This window comes from Aeromonas hydrophila subsp. hydrophila ATCC 7966 (assembly GCF_000014805.1).
In the GTDB taxonomy this organism is placed as follows: domain Bacteria; phylum Pseudomonadota; class Gammaproteobacteria; order Enterobacterales; family Aeromonadaceae; genus Aeromonas; species Aeromonas hydrophila.
In genome coordinates this window covers 851142-866309 of record NC_008570.1, presented here as the reverse complement: position 1 = coordinate 866309, position 15168 = coordinate 851142, and the positions used below count along the sequence as shown (strand labels likewise).

At 62.6% G+C, this 15168-nt stretch carries 15 protein-coding genes; 5 read left to right on the top strand and 10 right to left on the bottom strand.

Translation table 11 applies throughout. The features are described 5' to 3' along the window. The first annotated feature begins 24 nt into the window (after nucleotides 1–24). The 4 genes from agaF (at nucleotide 25) to ast (ending at nucleotide 4517) form a co-directional block, all read left to right on the top strand. Nucleotides 25–459: a PTS galactosamine/N-acetylgalactosamine transporter subunit IIA gene (agaF, locus tag AHA_RS04070; protein WP_165444125.1), complete on the top strand. Its 435-nt coding sequence runs from the start codon at nucleotides 25–27 to the stop codon at nucleotides 457–459. After that, nucleotides 460–1659, top strand: a complete 1200-nt coding sequence (gene nagA / locus AHA_RS04065) for an N-acetylglucosamine-6-phosphate deacetylase (RefSeq protein WP_011704755.1) — start codon at nucleotides 460–462, stop codon at nucleotides 1657–1659. Then, the gene (locus AHA_RS04060) at nucleotides 1650–2504 is read left to right on the top strand and encodes a tagatose bisphosphate family class II aldolase (RefSeq protein ID WP_011704754.1); all 855 of its coding nucleotides are present in this window, start codon (nucleotides 1650–1652) and stop codon (nucleotides 2502–2504) included. The genes nagA and AHA_RS04060 overlap by 10 nt, the downstream gene beginning before the upstream one ends. A 102-nt stretch (nucleotides 2505–2606) precedes the next feature. Continuing rightward, on the top strand, nucleotides 2607–4517 hold the full coding sequence (gene ast, locus AHA_RS04055) for a thermostable cytotonic enterotoxin Ast (RefSeq protein WP_011704753.1): 1911 nt from the start codon (nucleotides 2607–2609) through the stop codon (nucleotides 4515–4517). An 85-nt stretch (nucleotides 4518–4602) separates the two neighbouring features. Here ast and pdxJ read toward each other — a convergent pair whose 3' ends face one another. From pdxJ to rpoE, 10 genes are all read right to left on the bottom strand, one after another. After that, entirely contained in the window at nucleotides 4603–5340 is a 738-nt protein-coding gene (gene pdxJ, locus AHA_RS04050) for a pyridoxine 5'-phosphate synthase (protein ID WP_011704752.1), read from the bottom strand. A 162-nt stretch (nucleotides 5341–5502) separates the two neighbouring features. Beyond that, nucleotides 5503–6210, bottom strand: a complete 708-nt coding sequence (gene recO / locus AHA_RS04045; protein WP_011704751.1) for a DNA repair protein RecO — start codon at nucleotides 6208–6210, stop codon at nucleotides 5503–5505. After that, the gene (gene era / locus AHA_RS04040) at nucleotides 6211–7110 is read right to left on the bottom strand and encodes a GTPase Era (protein ID WP_011704750.1); all 900 of its coding nucleotides are present in this window, start codon (nucleotides 7108–7110) and stop codon (nucleotides 6211–6213) included. Then, nucleotides 7107–7778 carry a ribonuclease III gene (gene rnc / locus AHA_RS04035; RefSeq protein ID WP_011704749.1) on the bottom strand — a complete coding sequence of 224 codons (672 nt, stop codon included), beginning with the start codon at nucleotides 7776–7778 and terminating at the stop codon, nucleotides 7107–7109. Before rnc ends, era begins: the two co-directional genes overlap by 4 nt. After that, nucleotides 7779–8702 (bottom strand): signal peptidase I, encoded by a 924-nt coding sequence (gene lepB / locus AHA_RS04030; RefSeq protein WP_011704748.1) that lies wholly within the window; start codon nucleotides 8700–8702, stop codon nucleotides 7779–7781. It lies immediately after the preceding gene. Between the two features lie 3 nt (nucleotides 8703–8705). Continuing rightward, nucleotides 8706–10499, bottom strand: coding sequence for a translation elongation factor 4 (gene lepA, locus AHA_RS04025; RefSeq protein WP_011704747.1), 1794 nt, complete (start codon nucleotides 10497–10499; stop codon nucleotides 8706–8708). 120 nt (nucleotides 10500–10619) lie between these two features. Further along, nucleotides 10620–11081 carry a SoxR reducing system RseC family protein gene (locus AHA_RS04020; RefSeq protein WP_011704746.1) on the bottom strand — a complete coding sequence of 154 codons (462 nt, stop codon included), beginning with the start codon at nucleotides 11079–11081 and terminating at the stop codon, nucleotides 10620–10622. Nucleotides 11082–11174: 93 nt separating this feature from the next. After that, complete coding sequence (locus AHA_RS04015; protein ID WP_016349517.1) at nucleotides 11175–12155, bottom strand: MucB/RseB C-terminal domain-containing protein; 981 nt, start codon at nucleotides 12153–12155, stop codon at nucleotides 11175–11177. A 19-nt stretch (nucleotides 12156–12174) separates the two neighbouring features. Continuing rightward, on the bottom strand, nucleotides 12175–12765 hold the full coding sequence (locus AHA_RS04010) for an RseA family anti-sigma factor (protein WP_011704744.1): 591 nt from the start codon (nucleotides 12763–12765) through the stop codon (nucleotides 12175–12177). Nucleotides 12766–12787: 22 nt separating this feature from the next. After that, nucleotides 12788–13369, bottom strand: a complete 582-nt coding sequence (gene rpoE / locus AHA_RS04005) for an RNA polymerase sigma factor RpoE (protein WP_005309371.1) — start codon at nucleotides 13367–13369, stop codon at nucleotides 12788–12790. Between the two features lie 182 nt (nucleotides 13370–13551). On the opposite strand from rpoE, the gene nadB reads away from it, so the two are divergent. Further along, the gene (gene nadB, locus AHA_RS04000; RefSeq protein ID WP_011704743.1) at nucleotides 13552–15159 is read left to right on the top strand and encodes an L-aspartate oxidase; all 1608 of its coding nucleotides are present in this window, start codon (nucleotides 13552–13554) and stop codon (nucleotides 15157–15159) included. The last annotated feature ends 9 nt before the right edge of the window (nucleotides 15160–15168 follow it).

Genomic DNA, 15168 nt, shown 5'->3' with positions numbered 1-15168 from the left:
CCCTTTGCTGTAAAGGAACAGATTATGTTGGGCATCATCATTTGCGGACACGGCGGCTTCGCCAGCGGCATGGAACAAGCCATGTTGCAGATCCTCGGCGATCAGGAGGCGGTGGTCGCCATCGACTTTCCCGAGGCCTCCACCACGGCCCTGCTGCAGGATCAGTGCGAAACCGCTCTGACCCAGGTGGAACGAGGGGATGGCGTGGTCTTTCTGACCGACCTGCTGGGGGGAACCCCGTTTCGGGTCGCCTCCACCCTGGCGCTGCGCCAACCCGGGCGAGAGGTGGTCACCGGCACCAATCTGCAGCTGCTGCTGGAGATGGTGATGGAGCGCGGCGAGCTGACCCCGTCCCAGTTTCGCGAACAGGCGCTGTGCTGCGGTCATCGCGGCCTCACCAGCCTGGTGGACGAGCTGGCGCGCGAGCGGGCCGAGACGCTGGCCGAGGAGGGGATCTAGATGGCAGAGCGGATCCGCGCCCGCCGCCTGCTGACCGAGCAGGGCTGGCTGGAACATCAGGTACTGACCCATGAAGCGGGCGTCATCACCGCCATCGACCCCATCCCGGCCGACGACCCGGAGCGGGAGGTCGAGCTGCTGGTGCCCGCCCTCATCGATGGCCACGTTCACGGCGGGGCCGGCGTCGACGTGATGGACGAGGCGGCCGACGCCCTGGCCCGCCTCTCCCTTGCCAAGGCGGCAGAAGGGGTGGGTGCCTTTCTCGCCACCACGGTCACCGCCCCGCTGCCCGCCATCCTCAGCACCCTCACTCGCATCGCCGATGCCATGGCGAGCCCCCTGCCGGGCGCGCAACTGCTCGGCAGCTATCTGGAGGGGCCCTATTTTACCCCGGACAACAAGGGCGCCCATGATCCGGCCCTGTTCCGGGAGCTGGATCTGGCGGAGCTCGACCGGTTGCAACAGGTGGCGCGAGGCACCCTGAAGGTGGTCGCCCTCGCCCCCGAAAAGGCCGGGGCGCTGGCCGCCATCCGTCATCTCAAGCAGGCCGGCATCCGGGTGATGCTGGGTCACTCCGCCGCCGACCACGACACCACCATGGCGGCGCTGGCGGCGGGAGCCTCCGGGCTGGTGCACTGTTTCAACGGCATGCGCGGCCTGCACCACAGAGAACCCGGCATGGTCGGCGCCGGCCTGGTGCATCCCGATGCCTGGCTGGAGCTCATCGCCGACGGCCACCACGTCCATCCGAGCGTGCTCAGACTCTGTCACTGCTGCGCCAGGGATCGCCTGCTGCTCATCACGGACGCCATGCGCGCCGCCGGCATGCCGGACGGCCACTACCTGCTCGGCGACTACCGGGTGGAGATGAAGGACGGGGTGGTGCGCACCGACACCGGCGGCCTGGCGGGCAGCACCCTCACCCTGCTCGGCGCCGTGCGCAACATGGTGCAGCTGGCCGGCGTGCCGCTGGAGGAGGCCATCCGCATGGCTTCGCTGGCACCGGCCCGGCTGCTGGGGATGGAACATCGCCTCGGCTCGCTGGCCGTCGGCAAGCAGGCCAACCTGCTCGCCCTGACCGCGGAACTCAATCAACAACATATCTGGGTAGCGGGCCGGGAGATCCTCCCCGCCCCAACCCCGCTCTCTTTCCCTGAAGCTGGTGCCCGCCAGGGTGCCAAGGAGTCCTCATGTATCTGATCTCGTCCCACGAAATGCTTAAAGATGCCCAGCGCCGCGGCTATGCGGTGCCCGCCTTCAACATCCACAACCTGGAGACCGTCGAGGTGGTGGCCCGCACCGCCGCCAAGCTGCACTCCCCGGTGATCCTGGCGGCCACGCCGGGCACCTACCGCCACGCCGGGGTCGAGTACCTGGTCTCCATCTGCGCCTCGGCAGCCCACCAGTACCGCATTCCGCTGGTACTGCATCTGGACCACCACGAGGACGAGCAGGATATCCACTACAAGGTCGAGGCCGGCATCCACTCCGCCATGATCGACGTCTCCCATCTGCCGTTCGAGGAGAACGTCGCCAAGGTGCAGCGGGTCGTCACCTTCTGCCACCGCATGGGGGCAAGCGTGGAGGCCGAGCTGGGCCAGCTCGGCGGACAGGAGGATGACCTGATAGTGGACGCCGCCAACGCCCATCTGACCGACCCGGACAAGGCGGCCGAGTTCGTGGCGCGCACCGGCATCGACTCCCTCGCCGTGGCCATCGGCACGGCCCACGGCCTCTACAAGGAGGAGCCGCGCCTCGACTTCGATCGCCTTGCCGCCATCCGGGCCAGGGTAGCGGTACCGCTGGTGCTGCACGGTGCCTCCGGCATTCCCGACCGGGACGTGCGCCGCTGCATCGAGCTCGGGGTGTGCAAGGTCAACGTGGCCACCGAGCTGAAGATCGCCTTCTCCGACGCCATGAAGGCCTTCCTCGCCGCCCACCCGGATGCCAGCGATCCGCGCCAGTATCTGGTGCCCGCCATGGCCGCCATGGAGGAGGTGGTCGCCGCCAAGATCCGCATGTGCATGAGCGACGGCAAGCTGTAATCCCCGAGCCGGGCCCGCTGCGGCGAGCCCGCCTCCATCCCGGTATCACAGGCGAGGTTCTGCCGACTCACATCTGACTCACATCAACACATGGAGACAACCATGCACGCACGTACCGCCATGACGCTGCTGCTCATGCTGACCCCCTTCGCCCAGGCAGAGACCCTGTCGCTGGAGGGTGACCAGTACCGTATCAAGGTCGAAACCGATGCCGGCAAGTTCCGGGAGCTGACCTTCACCAATACCGCCAACGGCGATCTCATTCGCTCTGACAACCTGTTCGACATCAAGGGGACGGATGATCGGCTGACCCCCTCCGCCGATTTCAAGGTCACTGCATTCACCAAGAGCGACGACCGGATCGAGATGGCGCTGGAAAATGCCGACTTCGTGGTCAAGAGCGCCATCCGGCTGGGCCGGGACAAGCGCTACGCCAGCATCGACTTTGCCCTCGACACCCTCAAGAACGGCAAAAAGATCAACGGCTTCTCCATGCTTCCCTTCCACTCCCAGGCGCCGTTTGTCTATGGCGCCATCAACAGCTCGCCCATCGTCAGCGACAGCTTCTTCATTACCCCCCAGAATCCGCTGGTCAATACCCGGGCCTACGAGGGTGGCGTCAGCCAGCTGATCCCGCTCAAGCTGCCGCTCGCCCAGGGCAAGCCGCTCAGCTATCGCACCTATGTCGGCACCTTTGGCGAGGGTCAGCTCAGGCGCGACTTCAACCGCTTCCTCAACGAGGCCCGCGATCGCCCCTACGCCCCCTACCTGCATTACAACTCCTGGCTCGACATCGGCTTCTTCAATCCCTACACGGAGGCCGAGGCACTCAAGCGCATCGATCAGTTCGGCGAGGCGCTGATCAGCCGGCGCGGCGTGCCCATGAACGGCTTTCTGTTTGACGACGGCTGGGACGATCGACTGGGCAACTGGGGTTTCAGCAAGGATTTCCCCAACGGCTTCAGCAAGCTCAAGCGTGCGGCCGAACGCTACCATGCCCAGCTCGGGATCTGGCTCTCCCCCTGGGGTGGCTACAACAAGCCAAGGGATGAGCGGGTCTCCCATGCCGCCGAGTTCGGCTATGAGCTGAGCGATGGCAAGTTCGCCCTCTCCGGTCCGGTCTACTACCAGAACTTCCACCAGAAGGTGATGTCGCTCATCAAGGATCAGGGAGTCACCCACTTCAAGTTCGACGGGACCGGCAATGCGGACAAGCTGATCGAGGGGAGTCGCTTCACCAGCGACTTCGATGCCGCCATCCACCTGATCGCAGATGCGCGAGCCGCCAATCCGAAGGTGTTCATCAACCTGACCACCGGCACCACCGCCTCCCCCGCCTGGCTGTTCTTTGCCGATTCCATCTGGCGCGGCGGCGATGACATCAACTTCTACGGACCCGGCTCCAGGGTACAGCAGTGGATCACCTACCGGGATGCCGAGACCTATCGCTCCATCGTCAAGAACGGCCCCCTGTTTCCGCTCAACTCCTTGATGCTGCACGGACTGGTCTATGCCAAACAGGCCAAGCATCTGGATCGGCAGTCACCGCAAGACTTCGCCGATCAGGCCTGGAGCTATTTCGCCACCGGCACCCAGTTGCAGGAGCTCTATCTCACGCCGGAACTGTTGAGCGGCCAGAACTGGGACCTGCTGGCCAAGGCGGCGCTCTGGTCGCAGCAGAACCAGGCCGTGCTGTTCGACAGCCACTGGATCGGCGGCGATCCCACCCTGCTGGCGGTGTATGGCTGGGCGGCCTGGAGTCCGAGCCGCGCCTTCATCACCCTGCGCAATCCCTCCAGCCAGCCGCAGACATTCCTGCTGGAGCCTCAACGCCAGCTGGAGATCCCGGCGGGCGAGGCCACCCGCTTCACGGTGCAGTCGCGCTACGGCAGCAATGCCAGCGTACCGGCCACCCTCGATGCCCCCAGCCTCATCACCCTGGCGCCGCTGGAGCTCATCACCCTGGAGCTGACCCCGGCGGGAGCCAAACCCGCGGCTGCGGAAAAATCCTGACCCAGACCAAGTTTGAGCTGACAAAAAGGGACGCCGTGGCGTCCCTTTTCTCTTCGTACCGCGGGGCTCAGCCCCTGCCGACAGCTCAGATCCCCTGACGGGCTTCCTGCATCAGCAGGCGCATGTCGCTGACCGCCTTGGCCAGGCCGTCGAAGGCGGCGCGGCCGATGATGGCGTGGCCGATATTGAGCTCATAGAGCTCGGGGATGGCGGCGATGGCCTTGACGTTGTGGTAGTGCAGGCCGTGGCCGGCATTGACCTTCAAGCCCTTGCCGGCGGCATAGGAGGCACCGGCGGCAATGCGCTTGAACTCGGCGTTGCGCTCCGCATCCGTGGTGGCATCGGCGTAACGACCGGTGTGGATCTCGATGAAGGGGGCGCCGCTCTCGGCGGCGGCATCGATCTGCAGCGGATCCGCATCGATGAAGAGGGATACCTGAGCGCCGACAGCAGAGAGGCGGGCCACGGCGTCAGTCACCTTGTCCAGCTGGCCGGCCACGTCCAGGCCACCCTCGGTGGTCACCTCGGTGCGCTTCTCCGGCACCAGGCAGACGAAGTGGGGCTGGATGCGGCAGGCGATGCCGATCATCTCTTCGGTCACCGCCATCTCCAGGTTCATTCTGGTCTGGATGGTCTGGCGCAGGATCTCCACGTCGCGGTCGGTGATGTGGCGGCGATCTTCGCGCAGGTGCACAGTGATGCCATCGGCACCGGCCTGCTCGGCCACAAAGGCGGCCTGCACCGGATCCGGGTACTGGGTGCCGCGGGCGTTGCGCAGGGTGGCGATGTGATCGATGTTCACACCCAGATAGATTTCACTCATTGAGGACTCCTTGAAACTCTTCGCTGTTAACTGTGCAACTGCCGCCTTGGCGCCAGCGCCGATATCCATATGTCACGTGTGTGGCAGCTCGTAGGTTCGATTAGCGCAGCGTAATCGGACCTAGGTAACATTCTTGCCGTGTTGGGTAACGCCGCAGGGCGGTTAACCCAAGCTATTACGGCGTTTTAAAAACAGCTCCCGGCTCTTCAACTGGCGCCGCCCCAGATAGGGTTGCAGCGCCAGCCGGCTGAAACGCTTGGCCGCCTGCAGCAGGGGCGGACTGTCGAAGTGCCCCTCGGCAAAGGCCAGCAGGTGCGCGCCGAGAAACAGGGTACGGGGATCCGGCGCCCGCTCGCAAGCGACAAAGCCCAATTCACGCTCGAAGCCGTACAGCAGCTCGGGCTGGATCGGCGACTCGTCGTCGGCGGCATATTCGAAGTCCACCGCGTAGCCGAGCGCCTGCAGCAGCAGGAATTCGAAGCGGCGCAGCGGCAGCTCCGGCGTCTCGCCGTCGGCCAGCGCCATGATGGTGCGGGCATAGGCGTCAAACACTTCCGGGAACGGGGTGTGCGCTTCCAGCAGGTAGTAGACCAGCTCGTTGAGATAGAGGCCGTAGAAGAGGCGATCGCCGCCGAGCCGCAGGGAGTGATCGGGGCACTCCACCTGGGTGAGATTCTTGAGATCGCCCTTGCCGCGCCAGGCGATGGTGAGCAGGGTAAAGGGTTGCAACAGCCCCTTCAGAGGCGAGCGTGGCCCGCGAGAACCGCGAGCCACCAGAGTAAAACGGCCACTATCCTGGGTGAAAACCTCGACCAGCTGGCTGGTCTCCCGATAGGGCCGACTGTGGATGACGAAAGCCGGGGTCAGCAATCAGTCGTCACCGTAGCCGAGACTGCGCAGGGCGCGCTCGTCGTCAGCCCAACCGGATTTGACCTTGACCCACAACTCCAGGTGCACCTTGTTCTGGAACAGTCGCTCCATGTCGAGGCGCGCCTCGGTACCGATGGTCTTGATCTTCTCGCCCTTGTTGCCGATGACCATCTTCTTCTGGCCGTCGCGCTCCACCAGAATAAGGCCATGGATATGGTAGAGGCCGTTCTCTTCCACCTTGAAGCGCTCGATCTCCACCGTCACCGAGTAGGGCAGCTCCTCACCGGTGAAGCGCATCAGCTTCTCGCGGATGATCTCGGAGGCCATGAAGCGGGAAGAGCGGTCGGTCACGTAGTCTTCCGGGAAGAAGTGGACGTTCTCCGGCAGCAGATCCTTGGCCCACTCGCGGATCTTCTCCACGTTGGTGCCCTTCTCGGCACTGATGGGCAGGATGTGGGCGAAGTTCATCTGCTGGCCCAGCCACTCGAGGTGCGGCAGCAGATCCTCTTTCTCCTTGACGTTGTCGATCTTGTTGACCGCCAGCACCACCGGGCACTTGAGGTGGCGCAACTTGCCCAGCACCATCTCGTCGTCCTTGGTCCAGTGAGTCCCGTCGACCATGAACACCACCATGGCCACGTCCCCCAGCGAACTGGTGGCGGCGCGGTTCATCAGGCGGTTGATGGCCCGTTTCTCTTCGATGTGCAGACCCGGTGTATCGACATAGATGGTCTGGTAGTTCTCCTCGGTGTCGATCCCCAGAATCCGGTGACGGGTGGTCTGGGGTTTCTTCGAGGTGATGCTGACCTTCTGGCCAAGCAGCTTGTTGAGCAGGGTGGACTTGCCCACGTTGGGGCGGCCCACGATGGCGACAAAGCCGCAATAAGTGGTATCTGTCATGACAGTTTTTCCAATGCTTGCTGCGCTGCGGCCTGTTCGGCCTTGCGACGGCTGGTGCCGACCCCGACCAGCGGACCATCCAGGCCTTCCACGTCACACTGGACGGTGAACTCCTGGTTGTGGGCTTCGCCCTTGACGTTGGTCACTGTGTAGGTCGGCAGGGATTTGCGGCTTCCCTGCAGAATTTCTTGCAGACGGGTCTTGGGATCCTTCTGCTCTATGCCCGGCTTGATCTCGTCCAGGCGGCTGGCGTACCAGCCCAGCAGCAGCGTCCGTACCGTCTCAAGATTGGTATCCAGATAGACGGCACCGATCACCGCCTCGACCGTGTCGGCCAGAATGGATTCACGGCGAAAACCGCCGCTTTTCAGCTCGCCCGGCCCGAGGATCAGGTGATCCCCGAGGTCGAACTCCCGGCCCAGTTCGGCCAGGGTCTTCTCGCGCACCAGGGTGGCGCGCATGCGGCTGAGATCCCCTTCCGCCGCCTGCGGGAAGCGGTGGAAGAGATCATCGGCAATCACCAGACTCAAAATGGAGTCACCCAAGAATTCCAGTCGTTCGTTGTGACGGGAACCGGCGCTGCGGTGAGTCAGCGCCCGGGTCAGCAGTTCTTGATCCTGAAAGACATGCCCGAGACGGGACTGCAGTCTGTTCATCTTGATATTCATTTACTTGATTCCGCCAATGCGGTTGAAGCGCACCCCTGTCGGTACCCAGCCTGGCAGCAGGGAGCCTTCTTCGCGCTCGAATTCAAAACTTATCCAGATAGCGACCGCCTTGCCGACCAGGTTCTGCTCGGGCACGAAGCCCCAGAAACGACTGTCGGTACTGTTGTCACGGTTGTCACCCATCACGAAGTACTGGCCTTCCGGCACCACCCATTCGTCTGGGTAGGTACCGGGCTGGCGGTAGTAACGGCCGACCATATCGGGCATCAGCGGGTTGCGCAGGGTCTCGTGAGACACCTCGCCCAGCTGCTCGGTATAGCGGTCAAGCGGGATCCCCATCTGGGTAAATTCACCCCTTTGTTCAAACTTGACGTCGAGCTTCTGGAAGCCCGGGCACGTTTTCCCTTCCTGCTCATCGCACTTGGGCCGGATCATCAGCTCCTTGTTGCGATAGATGACCCGATCCCCCGGCATGCCGACCACCCGCTTGATGTAGTCCACCCGGGTATCCAGCGGATACTTGAACACCACCACGTCGCCGCGTTTTGGCTCACCGGTCTCGAGGAACTTGGTGTTGGTCACCGGATCCTTGAGGCCATAGGCAAACTTCTCCACCAGGATGAAGTCGCCCACCAGCAGGGTGGGCATCATGGAGCCCGACGGGATCTGGAACGGTTCAAAGATGAACGAACGCAGGATCAATACCAGCGTGATGACCGGGAATACCCCGGCGGTCTGCTCGATCCAGACCGGCACCGGTGCCACCTTGGCCAGGGTTTTCTCGTCCAGATGGGCGCCGCCGTGGGCACGGGCCACGGCAATCTTGGCGGCCCGCTGCTTGGACCAGATCATCTTGTCCAGACACCAGATAACACCGGTGATCGCGCAGACCACCACCAGGATCAGGGAAAACGTGCTTGCCATCTATTAGTCCTTTCCGACGTGGAGAATTGCGAGGAAAGCTTCCTGCGGCACGTCGACACGGCCCAGAGACTTCATCCGCTTCTTACCTTCTTTCTGCTTGTTCAGCAGCTTCTTCTTCCGGCTCACGTCACCACCGTAACACTTGGCGGTCACGTCCTTGCGCAGCGCCTTGACGGTACTGCGAGCGATGATCTGGTTGCCGATGGCAGCCTGGATGGCGATATCGAACATCTGGCGCGGGATCAGCTCGCGCATCTTCTCCACCACCTGGCGACCGCGATACTGGGCGTTCTCCTTGTGGGTGATGATGGCCAGGGCGTCGACCCGCTCACCGTTGATCATGATGTCCAGACGGACCATGTCGGAGGTCTCGAAGCGCTTGAAGCCGTAGTCCAGCGAGGCGTAGCCGCGGCTGGTGGACTTCAGGCGGTCGAAGAAGTCGAGCACCACTTCCGCCATCGGGATCTCGTAGGTCAGCGCCACCTGCTTGCCGTGGTAGACCATGTTGGTCTGCACGCCGCGCTTCTCGATACAGAGGGTGATCACGTTGCCCATGTACTCCTGCGGCAGCAGGATGTGACACTCGGCGATCGGCTCGCGCATCTCCTTGATGCTGGTGATGACGGGCATCTGGGCCGGGCTGTCGATGTGGATGGTGGTACCGTCGGTCAGCTCGATCTCGTAGACCACGGTCGGCGCCGTGGTGATCAGATCCAGATCGTATTCACGCTCCAGCCGCTCCTGGATGATCTCCATGTGCAGCATGCCGAGGAAGCCGCAGCGGAAGCCGAAGCCCAGCGCAGTGGAGCTCTCCGGTTCGAAGAACAGGGAAGCATCGTTCAGGGAGAGCTTGTCGAGGGCGTCGCGGAACGACTCGTAGTCATCGCTGGAGATGGGGAACAGGCCCGCATACACCTGCGGCTTCACCTTCTTGAAGCCAGCCAGCGCCTTCTCGGCACCGTTCTTGGCCTGGGTCAGGGTATCGCCCACCGGCGCGCCGTGGATGTCCTTGATACCGCAGACAACCCAACCTACCTCGCCGCAACCCAGCCCCATGGTGTCCACCTGCTTGGGCGTGAAGATACCGATACGATCGACACCCCACACCTGACCGGTGCTCATCACCTTGATCTTGTCGTTCTTCTTGAGAGAACCGTTCTTGATCCGCACCAGCGACACGACGCCCAGATAGGAGTCGAACCAGGAGTCGATGATCAGCGCCTGCAGCGGCGCATCCGGATCACCTTCCGGCGCCGGGATCCGGGCCACGATCTCTTCCAGCACCAGGTCAACACCCAGGCCGGTCTTGGCGGAGCAGCGCACCGCATCGACCGCGTCGATGCCGACGATGTCTTCGATCTCTTCGGCAACCCGTTCCGGCTCGGCGGCCGGCAGGTCGATCTTGTTCAGCACTGGCACCACTTCCAGATCCATTTCCATGGCGGTATAGCAGTTGGCCAGAGTCTGTGCCTCAACCCCCTGGCCGGCATCCACCACCAGCAGCGCCCCTTCACAGGCCGCCAACGAGCGGGAGACCTCGTAGGAGAAATCCACGTGGCCAGGGGTGTCGATAAAGTTCAGCTGGTAGGTGTTACCGTCTTGTGCCTGGTAGTTCAGGGTCACACTCTGTGCTTTGATGGTAATGCCGCGCTCGCGCTCCAGGTCCATGGAGTCAAGCACCTGAGCCTGCATCTCGCGGTCGGACAGGCCGCCACAAGTCTGGATCAGACGGTCCGACAGGGTCGATTTACCGTGGTCGATGTGCGCAATAATCGAAAAGTTACGAATGTGTTTCATCGAGCAAGAATCACTCAAAATTAGGTTAGGGCCGGATATGGAGGCAGGATTTTACTGGATAACCCGGTCGACGGCCAATCTTTAGTCGACGAAGCACCAGAAATACAGGCCTAGACAGTGTCAGGAGAGGTGGCGGGTGGGCAGGACCACACCCAGCATGCGGGGACCATAAGCCCCCTGATCGAGCCGGTTGGAAAAGTAACGAACCAGTGAAAATCCGATAAGGCCGCCCAGCAGGCAACTGAGGATGGTGACCCCCTCCCCGGCTGACAGCAAGGGAGCCAGCCAGAGTTGCCCCAGCAGGGCTCCCGCCAGCAGACAGAACAGCGGCAGCACGTAGACCAGCGCAGCCCCCTGCAGAATGCTCGCCTGGGGGATACCGAGCCTCACCTGCTGGCCGACGCTCACCTCGATGGTGAGCGCCACCCGCAGCCGCTGCGCCTGCAACGGAAACGCCTTGGCTACCGTGCCGGTGCCGCAGTTGGACTGTTGATGACAACCGCTGCAGGCGGAGCGCCGTTCGCACTCCACCCAGGCATGTTGTCCATCAATGGCCACTACGGTTGCCAGCTCTTCGCTCATTCCACTCACAAGACGGTTCCACATTAACTAGACAGAGATTGACCCAATCTGAACATGACTGCCCGGATTGGGCAAGCAACAGTGCATCGGCAACTACTGGACGGTCTCGTTGCGAGCCAGCGGTTGCACCGACTCGGCGATGCGTTTCGCGGTGTCTGCCGGCACCTCACCCACCACAGTGATCTCGACCCCCACGTCATTGACATAGCTCACCAGCGAGGTGGCCCCCTGGCGGATCAACTGCTGGCGCACCGCCTGCTTGGGGTCGACCCTGGCAACGTAGACCGAGAGATCCACCAGCCCGTCGGAGAGCATCATGTAATCCACCGGCAGGCTGGTGGTGACCAGCTGATGCCGATCCCGCGAGAGCACCTTGAACCCCTCCGGCAACCAGGTCAGGTGCCAGTTCAGCTGTTGCTGCGGTGCCGGGTAGGCGTCTTCCAGTGCCAGTGCCTGAGGCAGCTTGCTGCCAGCCAGCTTCACCAGCCAGGGCGCCGGGGCAGGCAGCCTGTCCAGATCCACCCCCAGCACCTGTTCAACCAGATTGCCCTCCCGATCCACCATGTCCACCCGCACCAGCAGGTGGCTCTGCTCGTCGATCCAGAGCACGAAGCCGTACTTGTCGGCCTCTTTGGGTACCAGCCGCACGACCTGAGCCACCAACCCGGCCGCCCGGCTGCGGCCGGCCAGCACGGGGTCATAGCTCTCCAGCACCCGTGGCAGCGGCATCCTGACCAGGCTCGCCCACACACCGGGGAAGCGAGCGCCCTTGAGGGTGTAAGGTTCGTGGGTATTTTCGAAGAAGGTGTACTCATCCTGGCGCTGCAGATACTCGATGGTCTTGCCATCGAGATAGCTGAGGTGAGCCACCTCCTTGCCATCGATCACGCCGTGGCTGAAGCGGATGGGTTCGAGGCGCCCCTGCCGGGCCTTGACCATGGACAATTCAAAATTCTGTTGCGAGACGGCACTCTGCATCTGCTGCAACAAGGCCTCGGCCGACTTGTCGTCGGCCGAGGCCTTGGCACTGATCAGCAGGAGAGAGGCCAGCAAAATACGGCTGGACTGGCGCACGTTCTGATCCCTAAATCCGTTATTCCTGAATCTGCTTGTCTTGCAGCAGACGCTGTTGCAACTGGTGGTCACGCAGGAAAGCATTGATGCGCTCGCGCTGCTCCTGCATCTGCTGCTCGCTCAGCCCTTGCTGACGGGCAGTGGCCCGGTTGCCATCCTGCGGGTAGTGCACGCTCACCGGTGAGGCACTGCCACCAACGGGGATAGTGTTGAGTACCGGATTGGTCGGCAGACCATCCTGCCCCTGATATTGCTGCACCCCGAAGATGACGGCGGCAGCGACCGAGGCCGCGATGGCGTATTGCCCTACCTGCTGACCGGCACGGCGCAGAAACGGCACGACCTTGGCGGTACCCGGCTGCGGTGCGGCAGGTTTGCTCTCCACCGGCTTGGGCGCCAGGATGGTGGGTTCATCTTCCAGCGCAGCCATGATGCTGTCGCTCAGATCCAGTTGCAGATTGACCGGCAGGTCCCCCCGCATGGCATCACCAATCAGGTGGTAACGAGACCAGGTGTCTTGCAGAGCCGGATCCGTTCCCAGCTCGTTCAGAACCTCAACATCGCTCAAGTCACCGTCCATCAGGGCCGAGAGTTGCTCTTTAGTTGCCATAAGTTAACCTGTCTTTCCCCAGTTAATTCTCGATCAGAGGTTGCAGCTTTTTATCGATTGCTTCCCTCGCCCGGAAGATACGGGATCTCACCGTACCCACCGGACAATCCATGATTTCGGCAATCTCTTCGTAGCTCAGCCCTTCCAGTTCGCGAAGGGTGATAGCTGTCCTCAAGTCTTCCGGCAAAGCTTCTATGGCAGAAAACACGGTGCGCTTGATCTCGTCGGTCAGCGTCAGGTTTTCCGGGGTAGCCACCTCTTGCAAGGCTTCGCCACCACCATAGTATTCTGCCTCTTCCGCCTCTACGTCACTGCTGGGCGGCCTGCGCCCTTGAGAGGTCAGATAATTTTTGGCCGTGTTCACGGCGATTCGGTACAACCAGGTGTAAAACGCGCTCTCGCCACGGAATGTCGGCAGCGCACGGTAGGCCTTGATGAATGCCTCCTGCGCCACATCCGGTACATCGCCCGGGTTGTTGACATACCTGGCCACCAGGTTGACCACCTTGTGCTGGTATTTTTTTACCAACAGGTTGAATGCATTTTTATCGCCACGCTGGACCCGTTCAACCAGCTGTTCGTCCAGTAGATTCTGGTCGCTCATCAGAGCCGTAAAACCCCCATCAGGTTATCGTTTTTCTTTTCCGGCCCTTCCTAAGCGCACAAGTTCAGACAGGAGGAATCAGGGAAAGTTCGCTTGCATTGAAAAAAATGTGACGCAGGCTGCATCACCACCCTCGCTTGGGCTACCATGGTGCCAGTTCTTAATCCAGGCCAATGATACTTATGAAAGCAAGTGTTGAATACCTTTGCGACGTACTGATCATTGGCAGCGGTGCCGCCGGTTTGTCTCTCGCATTGCGATTGGCAGACCAGGCCAAAGTCCTGGTTCTGAGCAAGGGGCCCATCAGTGAAGGGGCCACTTTCTATGCGCAAGGAGGCATCGCTGCCGTGTTCGACGAGACCGACAGCATCGAATCCCACGTGAGCGACACGCTCAACGCCGGGGCCGGGTTGTGTGACCCGGCCGTGGTGGAGTTCACCGCCCGCAACGCCCGCGAGTCCATCCAGTGGCTGATCCAGCAGGGGGTCCCCTTCGATCAGGAGGAGGACGCCGAGGGCGAATCCCACTATCACCTGACCCGCGAAGGGGGCCACAGCCATCGCCGCATCTTCCACGCGGCGGATGCCACCGGCAAGGCAGTGCAGCTCACCCTGATCGATCAGGTGCGCGCTCACCCCAACATCCAGCTGATGGAGCGCTTCAACGCGGTCGACCTCATCACCACCCGCAAGCTGGGTCTGCCGGGCAACCGGGTGCTGGGCGCCTATGTCTGGAACCGCAACGCCGAGCAGGTCGAGGTGATCCGTGCCCGCTTCGTAGCGCTGGCCACCGGTGGCGCCTCCAAGGTGTACCAGTACACCTCCAACCCGGACGTCAGCTCAGGTGACGGCATCGCCATGGCGTGGCGCGCCGGCTGCCGGGTGGCGAACCTGGAGTTCAACCAGTTCCACCCCACCAGCCTGTTCCACCCCGATGACCCCAACTTCCTGCTGACCGAAGCCCTGCGCGGTGAGGGGGCCTACCTGCGCCGTCCCGACGGCAGCCGCTTCATGCCGGAGTTTGACGAGCGGGCTGAGCTGGCGCCGCGGGACATAGTCGCCCGCGCCATCGACCACGAGATGAAGCGGCTCGGCGCCGATTGTATGTATCTGGACATCAGCCACAAGCCGGCCGACTTCATCATCAAGCACTTCCCGACCATCCATGAGCGCTGCCTCGCGGTCGGCATCGACATCACCAAGGAGGCGATGCCCATCGTCCCTGCCGCCCACTACACCTGCGGCGGCGTGATGATCGACAACAACGGCCAGACCGACATTCCCGGTCTCTACGCCATCGGCGAGGTGACCTACACCGGGCTGCATGGCGCCAACCGGATGGCCTCCAACTCCCTGCTCGAATGCGTGGTCTATGCCCATCAGGCGGGGGCCGACATTCTGGCCAAGCTGCCGATGAGCGTGGAGCCGCCCCGTCTGCCGGTGTGGGACGAGAGCAAGGTGGAAGATTCGGACGAACTGGTGGTGATCCAGCACAACTGGCACGAGCTGCGGCTGATGATGTGGGACTATGTGGGGATAGTGCGTACCAACAAACGCCTGGCCCGGGCCAAGCGCCGCATCGACCTGCTCAAGCAGGAGGTGCAGGAGTACTACGCCCACTTCCGGGTCTCCAACAACCTGCTGGAGCTGCGCAACCTGCTGCAGGTGGCCGAACTCATCGTCAACTGCGCCCTGCAACGCAAGGAGTCCCGCGGCCTGCACTACAACCTGGACTACCCGGACATGCAGCCGGACTCCAAGCCAACCGTGCTGACGCCGGAGCGGGACTAACCCTTTCGT

Excerpts from the sequence above, each read along its gene's own strand:
- lepB (WP_011704748.1), bottom strand. The coding sequence starts at position 8,702 with ATGGCAAGCACGTTTTCCCTGATCCTGGTGGTGGTCTGCGCGATCACC.
- pdxJ (WP_011704752.1), bottom strand. The coding sequence starts at position 5,340 with ATGAGTGAAATCTATCTGGGTGTGAACATCGATCACATCGCCACCCTG.
- rpoE (WP_005309371.1), bottom strand. The coding sequence starts at position 13,369 with ATGAGCGACCAGAATCTACTGGACGAACAGCTGGTTGAACGGGTCCAG.
- ast (WP_011704753.1), top strand. The coding sequence starts at position 2,607 with ATGCACGCACGTACCGCCATGACGCTGCTGCTCATGCTGACCCCCTTC.
- AHA_RS04060 (WP_011704754.1), top strand. The coding sequence starts at position 1,650 with ATGTATCTGATCTCGTCCCACGAAATGCTTAAAGATGCCCAGCGCCGC.
- rnc (WP_011704749.1), bottom strand. The coding sequence starts at position 7,778 with ATGAATATCAAGATGAACAGACTGCAGTCCCGTCTCGGGCATGTCTTT.
- era (WP_011704750.1), bottom strand. The coding sequence starts at position 7,110 with ATGACAGATACCACTTATTGCGGCTTTGTCGCCATCGTGGGCCGCCCC.
- AHA_RS04010 (WP_011704744.1), bottom strand. The coding sequence starts at position 12,765 with ATGGCAACTAAAGAGCAACTCTCGGCCCTGATGGACGGTGACTTGAGC.
- lepA (WP_011704747.1), bottom strand. The coding sequence starts at position 10,499 with ATGAAACACATTCGTAACTTTTCGATTATTGCGCACATCGACCACGGT.
- nagA (WP_011704755.1), top strand. The coding sequence starts at position 460 with ATGGCAGAGCGGATCCGCGCCCGCCGCCTGCTGACCGAGCAGGGCTGG.
- AHA_RS04020 (WP_011704746.1), bottom strand. The coding sequence starts at position 11,081 with ATGAGCGAAGAGCTGGCAACCGTAGTGGCCATTGATGGACAACATGCC.
- agaF (WP_165444125.1), top strand. The coding sequence starts at position 25 with ATGTTGGGCATCATCATTTGCGGACACGGCGGCTTCGCCAGCGGCATG.
- nadB (WP_011704743.1), top strand. The coding sequence starts at position 13,552 with ATGAAAGCAAGTGTTGAATACCTTTGCGACGTACTGATCATTGGCAGC.